The organism is Salimicrobium halophilum (assembly GCF_900100295.1).
GTDB lineage: Bacteria > Bacillota > Bacilli > Bacillales > Halobacillaceae > Salimicrobium > Salimicrobium halophilum.
This window is the reverse complement of the sequence record NZ_FNEV01000003.1, coordinates 266,764-292,241: the sequence shown is the minus strand read 5'-3', so window position 1 is coordinate 292,241 and position 25,478 is coordinate 266,764. Positions and strand designations below refer to the sequence as shown.

General features: G+C 42.8%; 22 protein-coding genes. 15 read left to right on the top strand and 7 right to left on the bottom strand.

The annotated features are described in order from the left end of the window. Positions 1-3: 3 nt before the first annotated feature. A complete protein-coding gene (locus BLQ44_RS07020) occupies positions 4-339 on the top strand; it encodes a helix-turn-helix domain-containing protein (RefSeq protein WP_093193175.1) in 336 nt (111 codons plus the stop codon). An 897-nt stretch (positions 340-1,236) separates the two neighbouring features. Here BLQ44_RS07020 and murJ read toward each other — a convergent pair. From murJ to csaB, 3 genes are all read right to left on the bottom strand, one after another. Continuing rightward, entirely contained in the window at positions 1,237-2,760 is a 1,524-nt protein-coding gene (gene murJ, locus BLQ44_RS07015) for a murein biosynthesis integral membrane protein MurJ (protein WP_093193174.1), read from the bottom strand. 141 nt (positions 2,761-2,901) lie between these two features. Beyond that, positions 2,902-4,068: a glycosyltransferase family 4 protein gene (locus BLQ44_RS07010; RefSeq protein WP_093193173.1), complete on the bottom strand. Its 1,167-nt coding sequence runs from the start codon at positions 4,066-4,068 to the stop codon at positions 2,902-2,904. A gap of 2 nt (positions 4,069-4,070) precedes the next feature. Then, on the bottom strand, positions 4,071-5,183 hold the full coding sequence (gene csaB, locus BLQ44_RS07005) for a polysaccharide pyruvyl transferase CsaB (RefSeq protein ID WP_093193172.1): 1,113 nt from the start codon (positions 5,181-5,183) through the stop codon (positions 4,071-4,073). A 607-nt stretch (positions 5,184-5,790) separates the two neighbouring features. Here csaB and BLQ44_RS07000 point away from each other — a divergent pair. The 9 genes from BLQ44_RS07000 (at position 5,791) to BLQ44_RS06960 (ending at position 16,002) form a co-directional block, all read left to right on the top strand. Then, entirely contained in the window at positions 5,791-7,074 is a 1,284-nt protein-coding gene (locus tag BLQ44_RS07000) for a nucleotide sugar dehydrogenase (protein ID WP_093193171.1), read from the top strand. Beyond that, positions 7,071-7,796 carry a WecB/TagA/CpsF family glycosyltransferase gene (locus tag BLQ44_RS06995; protein ID WP_093193170.1) on the top strand — a complete coding sequence of 242 codons (726 nt, stop codon included), beginning with the start codon at positions 7,071-7,073 and terminating at the stop codon, positions 7,794-7,796. Before BLQ44_RS07000 ends, BLQ44_RS06995 begins: the two co-directional genes overlap by 4 nt. Then, positions 7,793-8,875, top strand: coding sequence for a glycosyltransferase family 4 protein (locus tag BLQ44_RS06990; protein ID WP_093193169.1), 1,083 nt, complete (start codon positions 7,793-7,795; stop codon positions 8,873-8,875). The genes BLQ44_RS06995 and BLQ44_RS06990 overlap by 4 nt, the downstream gene beginning before the upstream one ends. 360 nt (positions 8,876-9,235) lie before the next feature. Then, positions 9,236-10,402 carry an S-layer homology domain-containing protein gene (locus tag BLQ44_RS06985; protein WP_176757459.1) on the top strand — a complete coding sequence of 389 codons (1,167 nt, stop codon included), beginning with the start codon at positions 9,236-9,238 and terminating at the stop codon, positions 10,400-10,402. 16 nt (positions 10,403-10,418) lie between these two features. Further along, positions 10,419-10,874, top strand: coding sequence for a hypothetical protein (locus tag BLQ44_RS06980; protein ID WP_093193167.1), 456 nt, complete (start codon positions 10,419-10,421; stop codon positions 10,872-10,874). Positions 10,875-10,898: 24 nt separating this feature from the next. Then, entirely contained in the window at positions 10,899-13,745 is a 2,847-nt protein-coding gene (locus tag BLQ44_RS06975; RefSeq protein ID WP_093193166.1) for an autotransporter outer membrane beta-barrel domain-containing protein, read from the top strand. 293 nt (positions 13,746-14,038) lie between these two features. After that, positions 14,039-14,326: a hypothetical protein gene (locus BLQ44_RS06970; RefSeq protein ID WP_093193165.1), complete on the top strand. Its 288-nt coding sequence runs from the start codon at positions 14,039-14,041 to the stop codon at positions 14,324-14,326. A 285-nt stretch (positions 14,327-14,611) separates the two neighbouring features. After that, positions 14,612-15,211 carry a hypothetical protein gene (locus BLQ44_RS06965; RefSeq protein ID WP_093193164.1) on the top strand — a complete coding sequence of 200 codons (600 nt, stop codon included), beginning with the start codon at positions 14,612-14,614 and terminating at the stop codon, positions 15,209-15,211. Positions 15,212-15,510: 299 nt separating this feature from the next. Then, a complete protein-coding gene (locus BLQ44_RS06960; protein ID WP_093193163.1) occupies positions 15,511-16,002 on the top strand; it encodes a JAB domain-containing protein in 492 nt (163 codons plus the stop codon). Positions 16,003-16,196: 194 nt separating this feature from the next. On the opposite strand, the gene BLQ44_RS06955 is transcribed toward BLQ44_RS06960, so the two are convergent. Beyond that, positions 16,197-17,303 carry an integrase core domain-containing protein gene (locus BLQ44_RS06955; protein WP_245688115.1) on the bottom strand — a complete coding sequence of 369 codons (1,107 nt, stop codon included), beginning with the start codon at positions 17,301-17,303 and terminating at the stop codon, positions 16,197-16,199. 489 nt (positions 17,304-17,792) lie between these two features. Between BLQ44_RS06955 and BLQ44_RS06950 the strand changes: the two genes are divergently transcribed. The 5 genes from BLQ44_RS06950 (at position 17,793) to BLQ44_RS06935 (ending at position 21,979) form a co-directional block, all read left to right on the top strand. Beyond that, positions 17,793-18,659: a hypothetical protein gene (locus BLQ44_RS06950; RefSeq protein ID WP_093193162.1), complete on the top strand. Its 867-nt coding sequence runs from the start codon at positions 17,793-17,795 to the stop codon at positions 18,657-18,659. Positions 18,660-18,710: 51 nt separating this feature from the next. Further along, positions 18,711-19,220 (top strand): restriction endonuclease, encoded by a 510-nt coding sequence (locus BLQ44_RS06945; RefSeq protein WP_093193161.1) that lies wholly within the window; start codon positions 18,711-18,713, stop codon positions 19,218-19,220. Between the two features lie 124 nt (positions 19,221-19,344). Further along, on the top strand, positions 19,345-20,418 hold the full coding sequence (locus tag BLQ44_RS06940) for a hypothetical protein (RefSeq protein WP_093193160.1): 1,074 nt from the start codon (positions 19,345-19,347) through the stop codon (positions 20,416-20,418). 628 nt (positions 20,419-21,046) lie between these two features. Next, positions 21,047-21,259, top strand: coding sequence for a hypothetical protein (locus BLQ44_RS16390; protein WP_143004708.1), 213 nt, complete (start codon positions 21,047-21,049; stop codon positions 21,257-21,259). Between the two features lie 90 nt (positions 21,260-21,349). Next, a complete protein-coding gene (locus BLQ44_RS06935) occupies positions 21,350-21,979 on the top strand; it encodes a hypothetical protein (RefSeq protein ID WP_093193159.1) in 630 nt (209 codons plus the stop codon). A 960-nt stretch (positions 21,980-22,939) separates the two neighbouring features. Here BLQ44_RS06935 and BLQ44_RS06925 read toward each other — a convergent pair. From BLQ44_RS06925 to BLQ44_RS06915, 3 genes are all read right to left on the bottom strand, one after another. Continuing rightward, positions 22,940-23,737, bottom strand: a complete 798-nt coding sequence (locus tag BLQ44_RS06925; protein WP_245688124.1) for a Swt1 family HEPN domain-containing protein — start codon at positions 23,735-23,737, stop codon at positions 22,940-22,942. 195 nt (positions 23,738-23,932) lie between these two features. Further along, a complete protein-coding gene (locus BLQ44_RS06920; protein ID WP_093193156.1) occupies positions 23,933-24,745 on the bottom strand; it encodes an Ig-like domain-containing protein in 813 nt (270 codons plus the stop codon). A 442-nt stretch (positions 24,746-25,187) separates the two neighbouring features. Further along, positions 25,188-25,406, bottom strand: coding sequence for a helix-turn-helix domain-containing protein (locus BLQ44_RS06915; protein WP_093193155.1), 219 nt, complete (start codon positions 25,404-25,406; stop codon positions 25,188-25,190). Positions 25,407-25,478: the final 72 nt, after the last annotated feature.

Here is a 25,478-nt window from a genome sequence, read left to right as displayed (position 1 = left end):
GACATGATAGGGGATCGTATACAGCATATACGAAAAGATCGTGGATTTTCGTTATCCGAACTTGCTGAAAGAGCAAAGGTAGCAAAATCGTACTTGAGTTCCATTGAACGTAACATCCAGCAGAACCCATCTATCCAATTTTTAGAGAAGATCTCTAATGAACTCGATGTCTCGATGAATTACCTCCTACATGGGGAACAACAGGACATCAACGAACCACTCGATGATGAATGGATCAACCTCGTGAAAGACGCCATGAATTCCGGTATCTCGAAGGAACAGTTCCGGGACTATCTGGAATTCAATAGATGGAAACTGAATAAGAACGACAACCAGTAAGCGTGCCTCTCGAAGGTACGCTTACTTTTGTGTAGAAATACATAGAATCCTCTACGAAAGATGTTGACTTTTACCTATTTAAGGAATAAAATGTTCTATATAAAGAATAGTTTAATGATAATCGATACGGGAATATATGGATTGTATGCACGTTTTCCGTTATTTTGCATATTATATTGGAAATCCCAGTGGAAATACTGTTAGTTTGTGGTACAATGTGGAAAGTTGTAAAAAAGCGTCTAAAAAGTCTAATAACTTACGAATATAGTAAAAACGGTGAAAAAGGTGGTTATCATGAAACATGCTGATCAACTGAAAGAAGCCCTCCAAAGCGTCAAAGAGCGGGCAGAGACATCAGAACTGGCGAGTTCTCAGGATGTCATTGAACAGTTAATGCAACTCTTACAGAAGTGATACATAACGTCTTTTCCTGATCAAAGGGGAAGGCGTTTTTTGTTGTCTTTGAAAGATTGAATGCATTGGGCGCTGTTCAGGGGAGAAGGCTGAGTCCGAGTGTCCCGCAAATCTGTTTGCCCCCACTCACGCGTCGGTTTAACTTTTGAACGGCGCCGTATGAAAATAGCGCCCCACTCAAGAGAGAAACTCTAACCTAAGTGTCCAGCAAGCGCTCTCCATAAACTCCTTCCCTGCTCGCAGGGAAGGACAAGCATTCTGAATGCATTTGTGCACCGTTCACAGATGGAGAACCTGTGCTGAGCGTACCGCAAATCCAGAAACGAACCACTCACGCTCTTATCAAGGCTCACGAACGGTGTAATACGAAAGAAACGAACCACTCAGGCAAAAAAACCCCTCCTAGAACATACCGCAAAACAAAAAAGCGACGCTCAAGACCGGAAAACCCCGGCCCGAACGTCGCGCCCAACCAAACAAACATCAAGCTCTCTTCTTGACCATACGCACAACAGCTTGGAAACCGCTCCTGTAAAGCACATACACACTACCTACATACACAAGCGCGCCGATACTACCGAGAATCGCCAGCTGCCAGAGAGAATACAACTGCGTAACCGGCGTATAGACTTCGACCGCCCACACGACAACGCCCATGATCACAACCGGTGGAATCGCACGCAACAGCATCACGGTGAATCGCACCAATTCAGACTTGGCGTGGTCACGGTACAGCACAAGCGTAATCATCGTGAAGTAGTAGAGCGATACCAGCGCACTGGACAAAGCAAGCCCCGGATATCCGAGCGGCCCGACGAGCAGATAGTTGAACAGTAGATTCAACAAAATCGTCGTCGAACTGACCATAAGGATCTGCTTACCACGACCACTCGCGTACATCGCTCTAACGGAAATGGTTAAAAGTCCTTGTGTCACGATAATCGGTACATAGAACTTCAAGGCATCAAACACGGCTTCTGTATCCATGGCCGTAAACTGACCGCGCTCGTAGATGAACGCAATCGCCTGTTCCCCGATGAGGAAAATTCCGACCGCAATCGGCAGAAGCACGATGACACCGAGCTGATAGCCGGTGAACAGGGTATCCTGGAATGCTTTCGTATCATCGGCACGTTCCGACAACAGCGTGAACACGATCGCGACAAACGTCGTCGCAAACATCGTACTCGGAATACTCATCAAAAGCGATGCGTTGTTCAGATACGTAACGGCTGCCCCCGGAATACCGGCAGCAAATGCTTTATCGACAAAAACGTTCACGTGCCCGACTGACGAGTGGAGCAGGGCAGGCGCGAGCATCAGCAGGAACCCTTTCAAAAACCCGAAATCCATCTTCAACGTCGGACGGAAGCGGAAGCCGCCTTTCATCAGATAATAGAACTGCACGCCCGCACCGATCATGGTACCGAACACGAACCCGTACGCGACGGAGTGGATGCCCCACATATCTCCGAACAGGAAGATGAACACGACGGAGAAGAGGGTACCGCTGATTTTCGCCACCTGCGTCGGTACGAAGATGCGCAGGCTCTGCAGGTACGACTCCAGCATCCCGCTGAGCGCAATTACCGACATGAACAGGAAGAAGACGCGCGTAATTTCAACGGCGACTTCGCGTTCCAGCATCCCCATGCCAGGATAGATGAACGGCACGAACCACGGCGCAATGACGTACAGAATAATCGACATAAGAAGAAAAAGAAGCACCGTGTAGCTTAGCACACCTGAAGCGTCACGTTCGGCTTCGCCTTCCCGGCCTTCCATCTCTCGGCGGTGGCGCAAGTATTCGGGTAGGAATACTGTATTGAATCCGTTGGCGACCATCGTAACGGTAAGCGTTACAAAAGCGAAAGCGAGGAAAAATCCGTTCGTCAGCTCACTCGCCCCGAATTCCCAGGCGATGGCACTTTCGCGGAAGAATCCCATCACTTTCAAAAGCAGAGACAGCAAGGTAATCCAAATGGCTGCCTGTTTCAAACGTCCCATAGCATGTCCTCCATAATTGTAAGTATGTGATGAAGTTGCAGCGTTTTTGACAAGAAATGTCGCTGCGACCATCTACTATTCAATCGTCCGTTTTATAAGTAAACAAAAAGAAAAGGGTCCCGTCAAACGGGCACCCTTCTATTAAAGTACACTTTCGTAGATCTTGGCAAATTTCTCAGCGGCTGCGTGGTGGGAATAATTCTCCTCGATCAGCGCCCGTGCCGCCTTGGCCATCTGTTCGCCTTCTTCTGGTTGTTCAATAATACGGAAGACGGCATCGCGGATCGCTTCCGGCGACTGTTCCTCGACGAGCAGACCGTTTTCTCCGTCATCAATCAGTTCTTTCAGACCGCCGATGCCTGAAGCGACGACAGGTACACCTGCGCCCATGCCTTCAAGTGCGGAGATCGATGTCGCTTCTTCGACCCCTTCCGAGTGGATGGACGGAATCAACGTAGCGTTGCTCATCGCATAGTAGTCTTTCATCGTTTCATGTGGAATGTTTCCAAGAAAATGGACATGATCCTCGACGCCAGTCTCGCGGGCAATGTCACGGATATTCTGCTCTTCCTCACCGGAACCTGCATACAACAGACGCACGCGCGGATATTTCTCATGAATCAACGACAAGGCCTTCGCCGGGAAAATAACCCCGTTCTTACGCGTCATCCGGCGCGGGATGAACAACAATACATCATCCGAATCATATCCGAAGGAAGCACGCAATTCCTCACGACGCTCCACCTGCGGTTGGAACTGATCGACGTTGATGAAGTTGTAGATCCGTTCTCCTTCGACTCCGGCAAGCTCCTGGATATAGTCCTTGATCCGCTGGTCGACCGTAATCGGACGACGCGTCTGGCGATACACTTCACGCTCGAGCTCCTGCATATGCTTCGCTTCTTTGGAATTAGAAGAAACCGCACCGCGGCTCACCGCTTCAAAAGCGAGATAGCCGTGTACCGTGGACACGACCGGAACACCGCTCTTGAACGAAGCGAGGGACGCATATACGTCCTGAGCGTTGATGATATCGTACGCTTTATCTTCCGCTTTCCGTTTAATCAGAACCTCGAGCAGCTGCTGACGGACGCGGTGGCCGGCGATGATGCCTTTTCCTTTGGAAACTTTATTCAAAAGAAAGCTCGAGCCGCGTGCCACCTGCTTCTTCGCATCCGGCACGTCCGTGAACGATACGACGTCCACTTCATGGCCGAGTTCTTCGAGTCCTGCTTTTAGTGTCGCAACGTGCGTCGACAGTCCTCCTGTGTGGGGATAGTCGAATACGGTCGTCATCATAATGCGCATAGTTAGTCCCTCCCGAATCGCTGTTTCAGAATTTCTACGTTGTGAAGCGCTTCTTGTCTCAGTTCCTGTTGAGCCTTGTCTAAATCACGAGCCAGTTTCTCGCGGTCATCAAACACCTGTTTTACAGACCCGAGAAGCGTGGCGGCTGTGAAGTCTTCGAGCGTCGTGGAATAGTCCCACAAACCGGTACGCTTCGCCAGGCTTTCTACCTTTTTGTCATAACTGATCGCTGAGAAAGGCACGCCCATGATCGAAGCGAAAATAAGCGAATGCAGGCGCATGCCGATCACCGTTTCGCAATGCTTCATAAACTGCACGTACTGATTCGGGGTGAAATCATCACCCAACAGTAGCGTTTGATCCGCTTTCTTCATATAGCTCTGGACTTCCTTCGACGTCGTCGTATCATGATGACCTTCCATAGGAATGAATACAGGCGTAACCCCGCGCTCCTCAATCAGACCATCCAGAAGCTCGGCCATTTCCTTTTTATATTGTTCTTCTTGAAACCATGGACGCACGCTTACTCCGACAAGTTTTTCCTCACCGGTCACAGAAAGTGATTGATAAGCTGTATCGTCGTCTTTCGTCTGATAGGCGAAAACGATGTCCGCTGTAACCTCACCCTCCGGACGCGTCACGCCGAGGTCGCGAAGATAGTCGAGCGAATACTGGTCACGGACCGTCACGTAATCAGCCAGATTTCCGAACGTCTTCATAAGGGCCTTTCCGTAAGGCGTCGTCACCGGACCGATCCCTTGAGAAAAGAACATCACCTTCGTACGGACCATCTTCGCCAGGAAAACGATCAGCAGGTAATAAGGAAGCGGCCCGAAAATGATCCGCGTCGGGTATGTATCCTGCAGCAGTCCGCCACCGCCGCTCACGACGAGGTCGGCTTCCTTCAGCGCGCGGACCTTATCCTTGAATTGGTGCCGCCATCCACGGTAAATACTGTGGACATTATGTTTTTTCCCGGTATCTCCCGGGGAAAGGGAGAAAACGGTAATCTCAGGCTCATCGAGTTCCGAGCGCAGGTTGTCGATAATCGAATCGAGAATCGCCTCATCGCCCGTATTTCCGAGCCCGTAAAACCCTGAAATAACGATCTTCATGTGTATCCGTCCTTTCTGTGATCTGTGTTCCATCATAGCATTACACGGAGAAAAGGGGAAGTAATCCCTGGTTCAGGTTCCCAGGTGGTTTTTCGGTACATTCAAGTTGGCATTCCTGACGTGAGTGTACCGTTTCTTCCACTATTGCACCGTTCGTAATCGAATCATAAGAATGAGTGGGTCGCAAACGAATTTACGGGACACTCGGAACACCCACACCACCCATGAACGGTGCCCAAAAGCATCCAGAATGCATGTACCTTCCCCGAAAGCGGGGGAAGGTAGTCATTAAAGCCTTGATCTTCTGGCTTTGGAGCGTTGCGGCCCACTCAGGCCAGCGCATCTTATCTGAGTGACCGGCAAACCAGCTACCGCACCGTTCACCTCATCTCCAATATTGTGAGTGGGTGGCAAAAGCATTTGCGGGACACTCAGCACAACAACACCCCCATGAACGGTGCCAAAGCATCAAGAATCACCTATCCTTCCCCGCAACCCAGGGGAAGGAATAAGAAAACTACAAAGACTCATCACCAAAAAATAACACTCACCGCGCCGATTATGATAAACTATAGGCGTGAAAAAAAGATTTCGGAGGAATATACTTATGGATAACATTTGTGTCATCGGACTCGGCTACATCGGACTGCCGACGTCAGGAATCTTCGCACAAGCCGGTGCGAACGTTCACGGCGTCGATATCAACGAAGACGTAGTCGACACGTTAAATAAAGGAAACATTCATATCGAAGAACCGGGCCTCGCCGACGTCATCAAAGACGCTGTCGCATCCGGCCATCTCACAGCAGGCACCACACCTAAAGAAGCGGACGTCTTCATCATCGCCGTGCCGACCCCTGTCTACGACGACCAGACAGCGAACGTCACCTATGTCGAAAAAGCGACGAAAAATATCCTTCCTTACATTAAAAAGGGAGACACGATCATCGTCGAATCAACTATCCCGCCGCGCACCATCTACGACAACGTGGCACCGATCCTGACAGAAGCGGGCTGGGACCTCGACAACAATGATTTATACTTATCCCACTGTCCGGAACGCGTCATCCCGGGCAAAATCATGACGGAACTGAAAGAAAACACCCGCATCGTCGGCGGATATACGGAAGAAGCGGCTGAGAAAGCAGCGAACGTCTATCGCCGCGTCGTCGAAGGTGACATTTTCGAAACGACGGCCCTCACCGCGGAAATGTCCAAATTGATGGAGAACACGTACCGCGACGTCAACATCGCGCTTGCCAATGAACTGGCCAAAGTATCGGAGAAACTGAACGTCAACGCACACGACGTCATCCACCTGGCGAACATGCACCCGCGTGTGAACATTCACCAGCCGGGGCCGGGCGTCGGAGGCCACTGCATCGCCGTCGATCCGTACTTCATCATTGAAAAAGCGAAAGACATTTCGCCACTCATGCAGGCGGCCCGCGAGATCAACAACTCGATGCCTGACTTCGTCGTGTCTCAGGTCGATAAACTGACGAAAAATATCTCCAACCCGAAAGTCGCCGTCCTCGGACTTACGTATAAAGGGAATGTCGATGACGTAAGGGAGAGCCCGGCCATCGATATCGTCTTCAAACTGACGAATAATAAGAAACACTACGACGTATACTGTCACGACCCGCATGTGAAACAGCAACACGTGCCTCTCCGTCTGCATGACATGGAGGAAGCTCTCAAACAGGCGGACGTCGCTCTCGTCCTCGCCGATCATAACGAGTACAAAGAGATGGATCCGTCCGTCTTCGCTGATCACATGAAGACACCCGTGGTTCTCGACACTCGTAACTGCCTGCCAGCTTCCACTGGCAAAACGCTCATCCACCCGATCGGAAACTTGAGCGGATTGGAGCCGATCGACGCATGATGAAGGAAAATTTCCTAGGCGTCGATGTGGCGCCTCTTACATACAAAGAGATCATCAAGCAGATTACGAAGAACATCGAGGCAGGCGAACCGTCGACGGTCATCGCCGTCAATCCGGAAAAGGTGATGAAAGCCCGCGAAGACGAACAGTTGCGTGACCTCATCAATGGATCCACCTTCCAGATCCCGGACGGCATCGGCGTCGTCCTTGCATCGAAATGGACAGGCGGCGCTATAACGGAACGCGTTACTGGTATCGAAATGATGGGGTATCTCCTGCATCTCGCTGAGCAGAGGCGCCTTCGCGTTTTCATCTATGGAGCGAAAGAGGAAGTCGTCACCGAAGCGATTGCGAATATCAAGAAGAACCATCCGAACATCACGATTGCCGGCTATGAAAACGGCTATGAAGACGACGAGGAGAAAGTGGTGCAGCACATCCAGGAAGCGGAAGCGGATATGCTGTTCGTCGCACTCGGGAGCCCGAAGCAGGAACTGTGGATCCGCCGCAACAAAGAGCGACTGCCTGTGAAAGTCTATCAGGGCGTTGGCGGAAGCCTCGACGTTTGGGCCGGGGCTGTTCAATGGGCACCGAAAGTATGGCGCGACATGAATCTCGAATGGCTGTACCGTCTTCTGTCTGATCCGAAACGCTTCAAACGTCAGACCGCCCTGCCGAAATTCGCCTGGGAAATCCTCACGAAAGGAAGGAAACGCCTATGAAAATAGCTCAGGTCATCTCCGGAGCCGAGACCGGCGGGTCGAAAAACCACGTCCTCTCGCTCCTGGAACAGTTCCCGCGGGAAGAAATGCTTCTCATCTGTATGCAGAAAGGGGACCTCTACTACGCAGCCAGTCGCCGTGATATCGATGTCCGACTGCTCGAACAGAAGAGCAGGTACGACATGACGGCGGCGAAGCGGCTCGTCGAACTTCTTAAAGAAGAAGAAGTAAACATCGTCCACAGCCACGGCCCGCGTGCCAACCTGTTCGCGGCCACCGCCAAGAAGAAATTCAACAAACCTCTCGTCACCACCATGCACTCCGACCCGACGCTCGACTTCATGGGGGGAGGGGTGAAAGGCAAAGTATTCACCAAGCTGAACTTGTGGGCCTATAAACGGATGGACCACTTCTTTGCCGTGTCCGAGCGCTTCAAACAGCAGCTCATCGACCTCAACATCCACGCGATCGACATCACGACCATCTACAACGGCATCGATTTTGAACCGACAGGAAAAACACGTACACTAACGAGATCCGATCTGGGCCTCACCGAACATGATCTCGTTCTCGCAATGGTCGCTCGCCTTCACCCGGTGAAAGGGCACCAGTACGCTTTCGAGGCGCTGAAAAACCATCCTGACATTCATCTTCTCGTAGTGGGGAGCGGCCCATATGAATCGGAAATCCGGGAGCAGGCAAAAGGTATGCCTAACGTCCACTTCCTCGGCCGACGCTCCGACGTCGATGAAATCTATCAGATCTCGGACGTCGGACTATTGACCTCTGTAAGTGAAAGTTTCCCACTGGCACTCTTAGAAGCGGCCAAAGAGAAACGTCCCGTCATCACTTCAGATGTGGGAGGAGTACGAGAACTCGTCCCGAATGAAGAATATGGATGGGTCGTCCCGATCAAAGACCCTGATTCTCTGGAAGAGGTACTTCAAGAGGCTGTCACCTGTAAAAATACGGGAGCATTAAGACAGAAAGGTTACAATCTTTACAAGCGCGCCAGTGAGCACTTCTCATCAGAGAATATGGCAAAATCTTATAAAAACGTTTACAGCAGGTTACTTTAGGTTACACATTCTGTGTCGATAGTTTTACTATGGGCACATCTTCAGTTGCCAATTTTCAGGCTACATGGTACATTTGTTGTTGCTTGTTAATTAAAATGAACACAAAGACACATTTATTCCCAGTTTATGTTTGTTACACTTGTAATCAAGTGGATACACATTGTCATTCTATGAAAATATTTGTTGAAAAAAATGTAACATTTGTTAGAATGATAATGTGAGCCGGGTAGTAGGGAAAAACTGCTTAACAAAGCAATTTTTGCTACCTTTGTACATTATAAAAGACTCCTGATATGTTCGGGATGATCTTTATATAAAAAAATGTACTCACCAAAGTACATAACAAGGAGGAAATTTTACATGGCAAACCAACGTAAGTCTTATCGTAATGTACTTGCTACAGCAGCCGGTGCTGCAGTCGTAGCGAGTGCCATGGCACCTGGTGCAGTAGCAGCAGATGATCACACGGCAGCGGATTCGTTCCCTGATGTAGCAGAGGACATGACGCACTACGAAGCCATCAATGCACTATATCAAGATGAAATCATCATGGGTTTTGAGGATGGTTCTTACCACCCTTACGAGAGCCTTACTCGTATCCAGGCAGCTCTTATGCTTGAGCGTGCAAAAGGTCTTGAATCTGATGGTGAAATCAGCTACGACTTCGAAGATGTTCCTGGCGGATATGAAAGCACTGTAGACGCTGTCTACGATGCAGAATACTTCCAGGGTAGTGTAGACGGAGATTTCGATCCTTATGAAGAACTTACTCGTGAGCAAATGGCAGTAGTTCTTACAAAAGCGTACGATCTTCCAGTAGGGGAAGACGTTCCGGAATCTGACTTCACAGACCGTGGAGAAAGTGCTCTTACTCAGGATTACATCGACGCTGTTGCAAACGCAGGCGTTGCTAGCGGTTTCCCTGACGGGTCTTTCGGTGTGGGTGAAGAAATCAAACGTATGGACTTCGCAGCAATGCTTTATGCTGCAATGAACTATGACATGGACACTGAAGTTACTGTTGCAGATGCAGGTACAGTTAAAGACGTACTTGGCGTTAGCTGGGTAGTAGATATTCCTCTATCTAACCTAGACGGAGCGACAGCAGACTCTATGGTTACTTTGGAAGTAGACGGTGAAACTATTGAACTTATGTATGATGCTGAAGAAGATTCCTTCCGTAACGGTGAAGTAGAAAAGTCCTTCGATAAACAAGACCTACTTGACGCAGTCGTAATGGTTGAAACGGAAGATGATGATTCTGATGAGCCTATGGACCTTGGTGCTGTATCCGACATTGAAGGATCCACTACTGCAGACCTTCTAGGCATCAACAAACTTGTAGACCTTCCACTTGATTCTCTTGATGGAGCTACAGCTGAGTCTGACGTATCCATCGAACTTGAAGATGGAACAACGTATGACATCGAATTTGACGCAGAAAACGATTCTTTCCGTAACGCTGAAATTCCGTCTTCTGTAACAGTAGAAGCTCTTGAAGCTGCAACTGTTTGGGTTTCTAACTAAGTAAGGAGTGTAGCATATGAGAAGTGTCAATAAGAAAGCTGTTGCTTTCACTGCAGCTTTTGCACTTCTCCCTGCGGCAGCCGCAGCTCCTGCGATGGCTGCTGAAAGCCCTGAAGGTCTCGTTTTCTCCCACGGAGAGAACACCTTCTCGGTCAGCTGGGGAGATTATGCGAATTTGATCGTTAATGGAGAAGGCAACATGTATGACCTTGTCCAAGACTCTGAGACGAGCATCAAAGGGGTAAAATACTCCGGAAGCTTTGTCGATTATAATGAATTCGTCAATGCTATCGTCGACGCTGAAGATGGAATGAGTTCCATTGAGGTACTAGACGATATCCATGCGAATGCTGACGTTCAAATGTCAGAGGACACAGTCGACAGCATTGTGGAGAACGTGGAATTCGATGAAAACGGAGAGCCGATTTTCGGTGATGAAGGTCCGGTTCCTGAAGTAATCGATATATATTAATCATATTTTAGGAGGAATGAACACATGAAGACACCATTTAAGGTAATGACAGCAGCAGCGATCGCTGGTGCAGTAGCAGTTCCAGCAGCAGCGACACCAGCAGCTGCCGCAGCAACTCCAGACGCAATCGCTTTCGAAATGGACGGCGAGGTAACAGTCGTTCAGTGGGAAGACTATATTGATGCAATTGCAGACGGCGAAGGCGAACTTTACGACTACGTAATGAACGCTTCCCCGCATGCAGTAAGTGTTGAAGAAGGCAAGTTCATCGAATGGGACGACCTTGTAGACGCAATCGTTGACGCTGAAGAAGGCACAGAATCTGCGGACGTTCTTGAAGATCTTGCACAAGACGAGAACACTGAATTCGTTCCAGAAGAAACAGTAAATGCATGGAACGACGGTATGGATGAAGAAGTAACTGTAGAATCTGTAAGTGCGATTACTCCTACAACTGTTGAAGTAACATTCAACCAAGAAGTAGAAGCTTTCGATCGCAATGATGTTACTATTGAAGGTGAAGACGGAGATCGTGTTTTTGTAAGTAACGTAGAGCTTGCAGAGGATGGTCAATCCGCTACCCTAACTCTTTACGATGAGCTTACAGATGAAAGTAGTTACGATGTAACTGTTGAGTCTGGAGAAGAAACTCTTACAGATTCCTTCGACTTCCTTTATGGAGAAATTGCTGAAATTCAGGTTCAGAATCAAACAATCAAAGCTGATACAGCAACAGAAATTGAATATGAAGTTCTTACGGACACAGGTCTGAATGTAACTGATTCTACTGACGTAACATTTAATTCAACAGTTCCAGGTAGTATTACTGGTGATGAAATAACACTAGCAGATGGAGAGTCAGCTTTTGTTACTATTTCTGCAGGTGACGAGACAAGTGATCGTTTCCGTGTAACAGCGAATGCTAGTGAAGCTGTAGAACTAGGTGAATATACTGTAGATACTACAGGAAGCATGATTGACTGGGATGCTGATGACTTCGAAGCGGATTACGATGTAGCAGTAGACCAAGACGCTACTTTGGAAACTTACTTCGTAGACCAATATGGTGAGGCAGCAGCTGGAGACGTTACTTTCGAATCACTTACTCCTAGCGTACTAATTGTAGACGAAAGTACTGGAGAGCTAACTCCAAGAACAGAAGGTACAGCAGATGTTCGTGTAACTAATGGAAGTGTTTCTGAAATTGTTACAATTGAAGTTGTAGAAGCTGCAGAATTCACTAACCTTTCTTTCTCCCAAGATGGTGACCTTCTAGGTGGAGATATTACTCTTAACCCTAACGTTGAAAATGGTCAAGAGACAGTAGCTGTTAACCTTCAAGACCAATATGGTGATGATTTTGCAGCTGATGAAACTCTTACTGTAGAAGTAGATGGAGACTCAGTAGATGTAACTAATCTAGATAACGATTCAGATGCATCAAACGGAGTTCAAATCGATACAGGCGCTGACGGTGAGGTAAACCTTGATTTAGAAACAGTCGATGGTGAATCAGGTACTTCAACTGTAACAGTTATGAATTCAGATGGTACAATTACAGGTTCTTTCGACGTAAATGTTGAAGAAGCTGGAGAAATCGCTGATTACAACATTGAGGGTGCTCAAGAGCTAGATCTAAACACTTCTAACACTGATACTGCTGAAACTACTGCACTAAAAGTATTCCCAGTTGATGAAAATGATGTTAAAGTGTCTGACGCTGTAGATGCTACTTGGACTATTACGGATGAAAATGGCGATGAGCTATCCGTTTCTCCAGTAACTACTACTGATGGTGAACTTAACCTTTCTACTGATGGTAGTGGCGAAGTAGATTTGGATACTGAAGGAACTTATACTTTTGAAGCAACTGTAGGATCTCTAGAAGTTGCAACTGAAACAGTAGAAGTGGTGGACACGGAAGCTCCATACGACGTAACTCAAACTGATAATTCAGTGGAAGTTGGTAGCACTGGTGGAGATCTATTTGCAGCCGTTAAAGGTGCACTTGAAATCACTCAAGATGGTAGCACTGTAGATGTTTCAAATATTGATTCAGTAGAAGTCCTATCTGATGATACAAGTGTAATCTCCGAAGGTGGAGAAGCAACATTCACTCTAAATTCTACTAATACAACAAGTGTGATTGGTGAAACAGGAGACGCTACTCTCTTCATCGATTCTATTATGATTGATGGTAAAAATGTTCCAGTAGACTTCCAAATGGAAGCTAGTGTAACTGACACAACTGCTGGAGATGCTCCAACACTTGCTTCTACTACTGTTGCGAGTGATGATATTGATACAGGTTCCTTGGAAATTACTAACTCTGATGCTGATGAAGCTTTAGATATTGTGATTTCTACTGACAATGATGCATCCGATGGTCTAGACTCTTCATATACAGTTGAAAATGACGTAGCTGCTAATACAGCAACGACTCTTGATTATTCTGATGTATTCCAAACAGATGGTTCAACAGATGGTGAGTATTTCGTATACTCTGTTGATGATTCTAACAACTATGAGCAAGCTTCAAATACTATCACGGTAGATGCTAGTGCTCCTATGCTAACTAGTGCAGCTGGTAGTGATGCAACTACAATTCTAGTTTCTTCTAACGAAGATTTGGCAAATGTAAATGCTAGTGGAGCTGGTTTCACAGTTACAGATGGTGACTCTACTGACTATGCTGTAACTGCAGCTAGCTTGCAAACTGGTGATGACAGTGTTATTGAATTGACTGTGGCCGACTACAGTGGTGCTACAGGTGACATCAACGTCAGCTTCACTACTCAAACTGATGAGTACGAAGATGCTGCAGGTAACGACACTGAGTCAACTACAAGTGCCCTTACTTTCACTCCTTAATAAATTAAACGAAACGTTACTTGATAAATTCACACTAACCCTGTGAAAGAAACAAGTGGAAATAGACCCTGTTGGAAAGCTTTTAGCGAGTACTTCAGGGTTTTTTTTCTAACTGTTCTGTCCAAAATCTTCTGTGAAATTCAGAAGCACAGCAAACAGCCCACCGCTGTGTGCCTAATCCTCCTGCGTCCGGAGAAGCCCTGCGAGGTGGAAGGGGCGAAGTCAGGTGAAGTCGTACTCTTACATAGAGGCGGGGTTCTTTAAAAGATGACTAGGATCAGGATGACGAATCCATGTTGAAGCAGGGAGAGCTAGAGGATGGTCAGAGATTGCTAGGAGTTGGCTATTCTTCCTATTCGTTTGTAGACGGATATGGCGATTTGTATAATTGGCTGTTACACGAGTCGTTCTCTTGCCTGGAAAAGTGGAGGTCTACGGTCATCAAAACAAGGGATAGACAGAACGGAACGTTTGAAGCGTCTCAGGAAGAGGTGACGCAGCACCATCGAAGCCTGACACGTGGCAGCGGGTTCATAGTAGTGACGAGGGCGGGCCATACGCCTTTGTTTCGTAAGAAATGAAGAGGACAAAACCGGTCGTAGCGAAGGAACCCAGTCAGTGATTTCTTATCTCTTTCCCTGAAATACCTATTCGAAGCCAGTCGCATGTTTTTGGCTGGCTTTTTTTAAAAAGAGATATCATTGACGGATCGCCGAGTGCGGTAAAAGCCGCCTGCTTGGTGAAGGCTCGTTATAAATCCTGGAATGGTATAAGGCGAGAATAGCGATGTAAGTGCACCATCAGTAACTACATTATCGGAAACATCTAACAATACTACTGATAACACCTTAGTTAAGACGGATGAAGTGGTTACAATAGCTCTGGATGCTGATGAACCTGTAACTATTTCAAATGAGTCGGTTTTTGTAGATGGAGTAGCGGGCCAAGGCACGCTTAATGTAACAGATAATGGGGATGCTGATGCTTCCACATGGAATCTGGAATACACCATAGACGCTGCTGATGCAGGTAATGGTGATGTGACATTCAGTTTTGATGCCACGGATTCACAAAATAATACTGCAACGTTTACGGATGCTGATTTGACTAGTGGGAATGTGACTGTTGATCAAGTAATTGCAGCTCCAACAGCTAGTGCGACTGATGGTTTTACGTTGGTAGCAGGTGATGTTGATAGTGGGGGAGCTTCAGATACGGTTGATGTAGTTGTAGGATCCAATAGTCCTGGCCTTTCGGAAGACATTGGATTGTATTATGCGGTTTCTTCTACCTCTCCAAATGATTCCACGCCTGAATTGGCCGGTAATACGGTAGGGACGGCTGCCACACCTAATGGTGTAGTAATTGAGGAAATAGAAGTTGGTCAAACCAACAACGTATATGTACGTGCCAAAGATAGAGTAGGTAATGTTTCTGCTTGGACGAACCTTGGTGGCGACCAGTAAAATTGTCACTTTGAAGTTCAATGCGAATTTATGATGAGAAAGAAGCTAGATTTTCCAGCTTCTTTTTAATATGTAGAAAGTACAACTATAGGTGGGGAGAGTGAAACCCTTACTCTTCATATACAGTTGGATGCGTTTACAATTAACTGGTCAGATACCCAAGTTTTATAATAATTTTCTTCTTTGTTGCAATAAGTGTAAGAACTCACATTTCAAACATATATTATATTCATGATGAATCATGTAAAGCTCTGATGCCTTCCGAGGTATCAGGGCTTATTTTAATGGGAGGGATCATCATGGAAGAGATAAATGAAACACAAGCAACTACGTTACAGAACGTAAAACAGAAAGAGAAATCAGCCAAACGAGTTCAGGTGGTGAACGTAAAGATCGTAAAGGAAACGAGTTTTCTCTACGCTAATCGCTACGTTCGCTCTCCGGAAGATGGATACGAATTGTTAAAAGAACATTTGGAGGACGTCGATCGGGAACACTTTGTCGTGGCAGCCTTAGACACTAAGAACCAACCCATCTCCATCAACACCGTTCACGTCGGTTGCCTGAATTCCAGCATTGTGCACCCGAGGGAGGTCATGAAGCCAGCCATTCTTTCGAATGCCGCTTCTATCGTCGTCGCTCATAATCACCCAAGCGGCGACCCAGATCCAAGCAAGGAAGACATCAAAGTAACGGAACGGTTAGCCAAAGCCGGAAGGGTCTTAGGCATCGAACTGCTCGATCATGTCATTCTCGGAAGAACCACTGTCGCCTTCAAAAAGTCCATCTGAGAAGATTCCATCCGGAATTTTCTCAGGTGGCTTTCTTTTTTATGTTCATTTTTTCGTGAAAATAGCTCAAGAAAAACGATTTGAATCTAATGGGATCAATAGAAGTGAGAGTCAGGTTAAAAATAAGCATGACAAAAAAGCCTTTTCTCTTTCATTTTAAAAAAAGGCTTACCTTTTATTCTATGAGGTTGAGATTAAGCAATCCGTTTGTACGTATGATAGAGTCCATTCATTACAGGTGTTGCTTTCAATTTTATATCTTCTACGTTCACAGGTAGGTGTGTAGGTGTAGGAATTGGTGTTTGACCATCAAGACCTTGATGTGTTCGATTGGAATTGTAATAGTTAAGAATGTAATCATGAAGCAAGTCATGAATGTGCCTTTCATTAAAAGGGATAATATGATCGGTACATTCTCGTTTAAGTGTACCAATTGCTCTTTCTGTGTACGCATTTTGCCAAGGTGACTTGTAAGCTGTTCTTTTAGATTGAATACCTGAAATTTTCAGGAACCGCTGGAATTTGTTTGATCTAAATAACGGATCGTTATCATGTATTAAATATTTTGGTACTTCACCGTAAGGTGTTGCATATCTGAACTGTTGCACGACCCATTCTGCATCAGGATTCGTTGTAACATTGAAATGAACAATTCGTCTTGTTTTGTGATGAACAATCACTAATACATGCAAGATGTTAAAGTTGAATGTTGGAATTGTGAAGAAATCAACGGCCCAAGTAACCGATAAATGATTTTTTATAAATGTTTTCCAGGATTGCTTTTGCTTTTCACTAGGTGGCTTGGGTTTATCAGGCATTGCTTTCATATATTTTGCAACGGTATTAGGGGCTGGAGTATGGATCACGCCTCGAAGCTTTATTTGTTCGTGTAGTTTCTCTGGAGAAAGGGAAGGATTCTCCTTATGTAGTTTTTTAATTAGCTCAATGGTTTCATTTGAGATGCTTGGCCTGCCCATTTTCTTAGACTTTCTTCTCCAATGAATTTTAAATGCAGTGCGGTGCCAACCAATAACCGTCTCAGGTTTTACTTTGAATAAAAGATCTTTCCAATTTGGCAAGACTTTCGATAATATCACCCACAATTGTTTGAAGACCATATTCTGCTTTCTTTTCGGTGAATGGGATAATTTCTGCTTTTCCATTTCCCTCATCAATTGACTCCGTAGTGCTATATTTTCTAACCTTATTTCAATATGATTCACCATGAAATTAGAAAAAAATTGCTTTAGTAACATACACCATAGCTTCAAAAAATGGTAGAGTAACCTTAATACTTCCAAGTTAATCCCTCCAAATAAAATGTTATTTCATATATCGTCAGAGAGAAAGTTAGTGTTAATGTTTGGGTCTCATCCCCGTGCTATAAAACGCTAAAGATAAAGCTATGGAGGGCAGAAATTTCTGAAGGGTTTTTTCATTAATAGAGAAAAAAACTTAATTTAGCTGCTGCTACATCCGCTTCCTATTCCTTCACCACTATCTTTCTTTCCTTGTCTAAATCTGTGTATTTTAGCATTTCGAAAAACCACATATACGCATAAAGAAATAGCCAATCCGAAATTTCACACAAAATCTGCACTAGTGGTATGTAAAAGTTTATCCTTAGATTAATATCTTGTTGTAAGGAAAAATATGTTGATTTATGGTAATGTTGAAATTAGTAGTTAGCGACAAGATAGCGAACTGATGAAATTTAAATTACAATCAATCGAGGTCTAGGGTCTAGGAAATGTGTATAAAATTAATAGATGTTATAGGCGGTGGATATAATGTTTGTTGAAAAACACGGATTAAGCAGAACGAAAATATATAAGGTTTGGAAATCCATGAGGGGTAAATGCTACAGCAGTAATAAAGAGAATCACCATAAAAAGGGCGACATATGGGTTTGTGATGAGTGGAAAGATGACCCTGTGGCTTTTGTGAATTGGGCAAAAGAGAATGGTTATGAAGAAGGGTTACAGTTAGTTAGGAAAGATAAGGAAGACGGTTACCATCCTGAAAACTGCGCCTTTTTAAAAATAGAAGAGGCATGTAAAACTCATGGGATGAGAAAGACAAGATTATATAATATTTGGACTCAAATGATACAAAGATGTACGAATCAAAACCTGGATCACTATGCTAGATATGGTGGGAGAGGGATAACAGTATGTGATGAATGGAAAGACTTTAAGTGTTTTGTAAGATGGGCAAATCAGAATGGTTATAATGATGGTTTAACGATTGACCGCATAAATGTTGATGGCAATTACGAACCTGGAAACTGTAAATGGAGTACAGATATAGAACAAGCAAGAAATAAAAGGACAAGTCGATATATAACAATTAATGAAGAAACTAAAACTTTAGCTGAATGGGCTGAAATAAGTGGATTGCCATATAAGACGATACAAAGAAGACTTTATACCGGATGTGAAGAAGAATTGTTAGCCCCGATTGGATCATTGTATAAGCATAAATACCTTATAGAAATAAATGGAGAAAAGAAAACTATGAATCAATGGGCTAAAGAGGCAGGAATGTGTTTTTCTACTCTTAAAAGAAGATATCAAAGAGGTATTAGAGGAGAAGATCTACTTAATAAAGAGAGACTAAATAAAAAACAAGAGATACAATTGTCTTTTGACTTATGAACTAGTGAAAGATTAAAAACATCTTTAGCAAAGTAGGAATAGGAGCAGGTTATGAGTTTCTTTGAAGGATTTAAAATGGGTTTAGAATTACTTTGGTCTATGTTAACTGCAATCCCCTTATTAACCCTTGGTTTAATCTTGTTTTTTATTGGTGCCTTATCAGTAGCGATGATAGGAAAAGTACTAAGAGAACACAAGCTAAGAAAGTCGGGTATTTTAGAAGTTGATAAAATGTCAGGCAGGAAGTTTGAAGAGTATCTCCAAGCATTATTAAAAGCTAGATGGTATTACGTACAATTAACACCAGCAAGTGGGGATTTTGGTGCAGACCTCATATTATCGTCAAAGGGAAACAGGATAATTGTCCAAGCAAAGAGATATAAGAGAAATGTCGGCGTTAAAGCTGTTCAAGAAATTGCTTCAGCCAAAAGCTATTACAAAATGAATAAGTGTTGGGTAATAACGAAAAATTCAGACTTCTATGAGGTGAGTTGTATTGAGTTAGGGTGTTATCGTTATCGGTTTCAAAGTGGATATGGTTATAACGTGTTTCTTCAATAGAATGACCTTCTTGTTTTTCAAGACCGAGGAAGTTAGTTAATTCCAAAAAAGTGTTGATTTAATTAAAGTATTTAACGTCCCGATAATAAAATTACTATTAATGTTAAACGGGGTTGAGAAATATATGCAGTTAAATCAACAGAAAGAGAGCAGTGAGTTCGAGGTACGTTATGTACCATTAATGATTCTTCTTCACATTTCGAATATTTTTAGTTCAGCTATTAGAATTTCTGTTAACTCTTTTAGAAGAAAAAACAAATTTTTAATTGCCTTTATATTATATTTATTTTTACACCTTGTATACATATTTTTTATATCATGCTTATTAGGGGCTATTATTTATTTCATACTTTATGTAATAGGTTTCCAATATAATTTGGATTTTAATTTAGGTGAGAATTTACACTTTATCATTAGAATACTATTTATCGTATTTTGTATGATACTTATTATGAATTTCAAGGATTTGAATTTTGAATTACCGGATCTTGTGATGGATTTTTTCTCTCTGTTAGTAGTTTTGATGGTAAGATTCCAACGTCGAAAGTTATTAATCTCCATTGTGTTAATAATGATGTTTACATTCTTGGTTATAAAACTCTTTGAAATAATAATCACTTTTTTGAATAACATGAACCCTCAAGTTACTAATGTCGAAAAAGTTGCTGCTTTTGTTTTTATAGTCCTATTACTGCTTATAGTTGCTATTATCTCAGAATCAACGACAAAAAAATCATCAAGTACAAAAAGAAAATTTTTGTTATGGTTAATCCTATTTATAGGTGTTTTTTTTGTTACAAGAGAGAATATTATTAATTTGCTTTTTAAAGAGGAGACTGATTGGACTGAACTATACACCCCAGTATTATCCCTGTTTTTTAGTTTCGCATTAGTGTTAGACAAGGGACGGGACGCATACATAGAATCTCTAGAGGAGAGGAGGGAAGACTTGGAGGAACTAAAGAGTAAACTGTTAACTTACCCTGAACTATACAGGATTGTTAAGGAATTTTCAGGAAATATTTATTATGCAATATATAAATTTTTAAATGTTTATAAACTCGAATTTAAAAATAATCCAACAGGAGTAATAAAAGCAACTTTCTTTACATTATTATTTGCCATTATTTTATCGTTCTTGTTATTTAACTTTCTCCTACCATTTGTGAATAATAATCAAGTAGAGATCGGTTTTTAAAAGGTTAACAAACAGTTGAGTAAGATGGAAAGTATTTAATAAGTTAACATGTTGCAATAATTTACTCACCACATCATATTAATTTGCCTTTTCTTCTTTTTATGCTCGGTTTTAAGGGTATATCGGGGTTTTGAATTTGTGGGTAGTCGAGGGTAATCTTTTTCCCGCCTACAGTTTTGGCGGGCCTTTTCTTTTTTTACTCATCCATTTTTTACTCATCTTTTCCTAGACTCCTCCTCAACTTATTATTTTTTCTCTCCGTTTTTACTAATCTTTCAAAGGTTCAAAATTCCAAATCCCTTGGGAGCATTGAGGTCATCGTTACCTGAACTCGTGACAAAACTCCATGTTGTTCGTGCGATTACTCTTACAAATGTTGAAGTAACATTCAACCAAGAAGTAGAAGCTTTCGATCGAAACGATGTTAATATTGAAGGTGAAGACGGAGATCGTGTACGCTACCCTAACTCTTTATGATGAGTTACAGATGAAAGTAGTTACGATGTAACTGTTGAGTCTGGAGAAGAAACTCTTACAGATTCCTTCGAGTTCTTTGACGGATCACCGAATGCGATGAAAGCCGCCTGTTTGGTAAAGGCTCGTTATAAATCTTGGAATGGTATAAGACGTGAATAGCGATGTAAGTGCACCAACAGTAACAACATTATCAGAAACATTTAACAATACTACTGATAACACCTTGGTTAAGACGGAAGAAGTCGCTGCTCTTATTATGCAGGGCTTTTTAAATATAATCATCGGAGAGCATCTTATTCATAATAATCAGGTCAGCTTTAATGCCCGCACCATGAACATCCGTCCGACACCTGTCTCTTTATAACCGGATATTACAATTTATTGAAAAATCCTCTCTTTCATGATACTATAAATAAAAAATGTTCTTTTTTAAGAACAAGAGGAGATGAATAACTTGAGGGCTAAAGTGTTCGCTTCTATTGCCATATTTTTCGTAGCTCTTTCTTTCTATTATATCGTTGTTTCTTTTCAGGATACTCAGACAACAGAAATCCAACCAGCTGCCGTTCAAGAAGCATCTGTCCAAAAAGAAAACAACACCCAGCAACAAAAGCCTGAGAAAGAGAATGTGGGCAAAGAAAAAGCCCAGAAAGAAAAAGCGGAGAAAGAAAAAGCGGAGAAGGAGAAAGCCAGAGATTTAACTAAGATTCTTTTAAATGTCGAGTATTATGAAGATCACATCATTGAATCATCCAGAGAACTAGCAGTGGAACTCCTTTTGGAAGATTCAATGGACGTTTCTTTTCCTCAGTCAATATTAAAAGAACTATCCGAATCTACGGTAGAATCATATTCTTCTTTGTCAGATTCTCTGTACGAAAGAACACATCTTTTTGTTTCCGAAAAAGATAGTTACACTCCTGAAGAGACAAAAAATCGACTAGAATATATCAATAGAATTTCTAGTTTTCCATCATCTTTTGCTTCCAGTCTCGTTCTTATGCACCAACAATCTATAAATTCATCCGAAGAAACTATCGAAAGACTCGAAGAAATTGAAGTAGTTGTACTCTGGCCACTTTGAATCTTATCCCTATTCTAAATTACGAGGACGAGGAGATTCTAGACACTTCCATAGATCCTGACTATTCATATTTTCTTAAAGAATATAAAGATTTAAGTCTTAAAGCTACTAGTATGTATGAAGATCTTTTTGATATATCAGTTGAATAAATTTCATATTTATAAGGAGTGTTTCAATGTATATCAATCTAGAAACAGAGCCGCTTCGCTTTATGCAGCATGAGGCTTTCCTTCGCTTGCCCCCTTTATTCATTCCTTGCCCTTCATCCGTCAAAGACTCTTACACATTCGACTGGATGAAGGGGCTTCTCTTTTCTACAGAGGTTATTCTTCATGGACGTCGGGCTACCTGGCTTCGATGAATTGAACAGGGAGGCATAGAGAGGGGGGGAGCGCCTGCCTTCTATAACCATGCTTCCAAAAGCAGTTCTAAAGAGACAGGTCGTTAAGAAAATGCAGAAAGTCTGGCATGGACTATGCCAACAACTGTCGACTTCAAAAAAATTTGGTGTAATTATTTCCGCAAACTGATGAAATATGGAGTTCAGCGTACAATTGTAGGATGAATAAGAGTCATTCAAGGAGAAAGAAATTCATTTTACAAGGTGAACGGAGAAATAAAGGCATACAAAAGAAGCCTTTCAAAGTTATTTTTTTAAAGGATAGAGGTGGTTAGATTCATAGAGGTTATATGTTAAGAGGATCTCTGATAGGTGTGATATAACCTACCTAACACGGGAGTCTTTCTCCATTTGCTCTTCTCCACAGTAACGGGAAGATGAATTGGTGAAGGGATAGGCGTTGTTCATTTAAAACCTTTATGCGTGCGGTTGATATTTAATAAGAAACATATTCGTCAATTTTACGTTCTATATGTCTTTCGTTCAACCAAGCAACACAGGGAACTGGAGAAACACGCAAAAAAGCCGGCCGGATTGCAACTTCAAATATGTTATGGCTCTTAAGTTTTGGAGATGCTTTTATACAATTCGCTACCAATTTCAATGTGGTTTTCACCTTCATATTTGACATCATGGTATATTTCCATATGAGAACGCATAAATATGGCTATTTTTTCACGTTGTTGATCACCATGGTCTGGAAATTGACTTTTAAGGTAATCCCAAGCTTTGTTACTCCCCTTAACATTTACAATGCCATTTATCCCCAGTATACTCCTGCTAGAACACGATGCGAAACTTCTTATATGCCAGATAATTTCCTCATAACCAGGCAAATTAGAAAATTCGCGATCAAGATTTGTATCCATTCTTATCTTCTTATTAGCAAACGTGGAATTATATTTATCTTTTGGGTCATTAAAGTTTATAGTTTCTTCTAGTGAATTTTTGAGATGTTCAATTTCTTGTACTTTATCTGAAGCTATAACTTCTAGAATAAAAGAAATATTTACTAATCCTTCAAAGACCTCATCTCGTTCCATATCAACACTTCCATTGTGAGCATGTTTATTTCTAAAGTGTTTTAGTGCTCTGAATCTGGTGCGTAGTTCTCCTGAATAATAAGGCTCAAATAAATTGTTCCAATGAATGTCGGCAATCAAGTAAGTTGCTAATGCTATGTCTACATCATTGATATCTTTTATTTTATTTATTGATGAGCTATCTCTTATGTACGAGGTAACACCATTCTTGAACCATTTATCACCATACTTTTTATATAAGTTATCTCGAAGCCAATTATGTAGAATAGGAGTTGTAAGGTTCAAGGCTTCAAAGCCAATCTGTAAATTCGGCATTCTGTACAAAAAATCATCTCCCATTTGTATTGTTTCTTTATTTAGTAAAATCTATCTCTTTAATAAGCATCTTTTCATTGAGAGATTCCTAAATTTTATTATTCAATTGTACAAGAGAATCAAGACGTTTTTGAATTGTCTTTCTCAATTGCATATGTAAAAGCTCTGAATAATCAGAGCTTTTCCTAGATAAAATCATTGATCATAGAAGATATGAAGTTCAAAACTGGAGTCGTCCCGGAACAACCAGACATCGTATCCGTTGAAGATCTCATGTATCTGTTTTTCTTCGGAAAAGATGAAATCATTCACTTCTTCAATAGGGTCGTCTTCACTTAAGCCACGGATCAAAGCTTGTATACTTCGGAATTCGCCACCTGTCATAGGATCTTCAGAAACCCAAGATACTTGGATGAGGTCTGCTTTTTCCGTACCGTAAGTATAGAAACTAGAAGAGGAAACGGCATCATATTTCATTGCGTAGCCTTCTTTTATTTCCTCAAAGCTCATTGGGCGATGCATAATGGCTAAGTCTAGCGCTTGTAAAGAAGCCTGATTCACTTGGGTAACATAGTCATTATGACTGAGAGAGCCTGCATCTCCTGTGAATAATCGATGGGACGGATTCTGTTCTGTGCCTGTAGTAGTAAAGTCCATCGACAGGTGCTCACCGAATGCTTTCTCCTCTCTGGATTGAAGATCAGGCTGAACATGTAACGTATAGGTAGAGAATGGTTGGAAGTATCTGCCTGGAGGATGAAGAACAGTTTGGTTTCCTTCTATGGTAGTAATGGAAGGGATTTTCATTCCATATTCATCAGTGAGATACATCTGAAGACTGTTGGACGGCGTGTCCAGGATAGGGGTGTTGAATTCAATTGTCCATTTTTTGTCCGTTGCTACGTTCTGCTTATCAGGCCATTTGATGGTTTCCGCTGCCTGGATATACATTGGAATCGTTAATGATAAACATAAGGTGAACAGAAATAGTGCAAGTTTTCGTTTCATAGGTTTCGCCTCCTTGTTTAACAATTCGCCTCCTAGATAAAAAATCCTGCGAATTTCCACAAGATAGGAGAACGGGGAAGATAAAGAATTAGGAGGGAACTTTTTAGAATGTGTAAAAATCACGATTATCCGATTTAATATGGCGAATGATTGTGCCTAGTATTTGATTGAGGTTTGTCCCTTCGACTACATAAGGCATATAGTTGAAGGTAGCACGGGCATAAAAGTAGTTATCTCCGAGGATTTCAATGACGACATATGTGTCGCCGATGGGAAAAAAAGGTATTGTCTTTTTGTAAGCATGAGAATCACCTTTTTCATTAAATTGTGGAGGGGAAGAAGGAGGAAAATCCATTTTCGGGAATGTTAAACTAGAAGAGAGGAAAAGGGGGAAGGAAGTAATCACGAATTTGGTAATAAGTTGTAGGGGACCTTGATGAATTCAAGTTCCTTTCATAATCGTTTCGAGATTGACTTCCAACGCTTTGACGATTTTGAAATAGACGAACGTATTAGGACCAGTTTCACCACGTTCAATACTTCCCGTGTAAGAACGGAAAATGTCTGCTGCAAATGCCAGTTTTTCCTGAGACCACCTTTTTTCCAGGCGAAGGATGTAAATATTATGTCTTATTATAAGTAGAGCGTCTGGGTATTCCATACTTCTGTGTTCTTATGGATCGGGGAAGGGTTCTACACACTGACAGTAGCATTTTGTATAATATTTACATAA

Coding starts and splice junctions, on each gene's coding strand:
- BLQ44_RS07020 (WP_093193175.1), top strand. CDS start 4: ATGATAGGGGATCGTATACAGCATATACGAAAAGATCGTGGATTTTCG.
- murJ (WP_093193174.1), bottom strand. CDS start 2,760: ATGGGACGTTTGAAACAGGCAGCCATTTGGATTACCTTGCTGTCTCTG.
- BLQ44_RS07010 (WP_093193173.1), bottom strand. CDS start 4,068: ATGCGCATTATGATGACGACCGTATTCGACTATCCCCACACAGGAGGA.
- csaB (WP_093193172.1), bottom strand. CDS start 5,183: ATGAAGATCGTTATTTCAGGGTTTTACGGGCTCGGAAATACGGGCGAT.
- BLQ44_RS07000 (WP_093193171.1), top strand. CDS start 5,791: ATGGATAACATTTGTGTCATCGGACTCGGCTACATCGGACTGCCGACG.
- BLQ44_RS06995 (WP_093193170.1), top strand. CDS start 7,071: ATGATGAAGGAAAATTTCCTAGGCGTCGATGTGGCGCCTCTTACATAC.
- BLQ44_RS06990 (WP_093193169.1), top strand. CDS start 7,793: ATGAAAATAGCTCAGGTCATCTCCGGAGCCGAGACCGGCGGGTCGAAA.
- BLQ44_RS06985 (WP_176757459.1), top strand. CDS start 9,236: ATGGCAAACCAACGTAAGTCTTATCGTAATGTACTTGCTACAGCAGCC.
- BLQ44_RS06980 (WP_093193167.1), top strand. CDS start 10,419: ATGAGAAGTGTCAATAAGAAAGCTGTTGCTTTCACTGCAGCTTTTGCA.
- BLQ44_RS06975 (WP_093193166.1), top strand. CDS start 10,899: ATGAAGACACCATTTAAGGTAATGACAGCAGCAGCGATCGCTGGTGCA.
- BLQ44_RS06970 (WP_093193165.1), top strand. CDS start 14,039: ATGTTGAAGCAGGGAGAGCTAGAGGATGGTCAGAGATTGCTAGGAGTT.
- BLQ44_RS06960 (WP_093193163.1), top strand. CDS start 15,511: ATGGAAGAGATAAATGAAACACAAGCAACTACGTTACAGAACGTAAAA.
- BLQ44_RS06950 (WP_093193162.1), top strand. CDS start 17,793: ATGTTTGTTGAAAAACACGGATTAAGCAGAACGAAAATATATAAGGTT.
- BLQ44_RS06945 (WP_093193161.1), top strand. CDS start 18,711: ATGAGTTTCTTTGAAGGATTTAAAATGGGTTTAGAATTACTTTGGTCT.
- BLQ44_RS06940 (WP_093193160.1), top strand. CDS start 19,345: ATGCAGTTAAATCAACAGAAAGAGAGCAGTGAGTTCGAGGTACGTTAT.
- BLQ44_RS06925 (WP_245688124.1), bottom strand. CDS start 23,737: ATGCCGAATTTACAGATTGGCTTTGAAGCCTTGAACCTTACAACTCCT.
- BLQ44_RS06920 (WP_093193156.1), bottom strand. CDS start 24,745: ATGAAACGAAAACTTGCACTATTTCTGTTCACCTTATGTTTATCATTA.
- BLQ44_RS06915 (WP_093193155.1), bottom strand. CDS start 25,406: ATGGAATACCCAGACGCTCTACTTATAATAAGACATAATATTTACATC.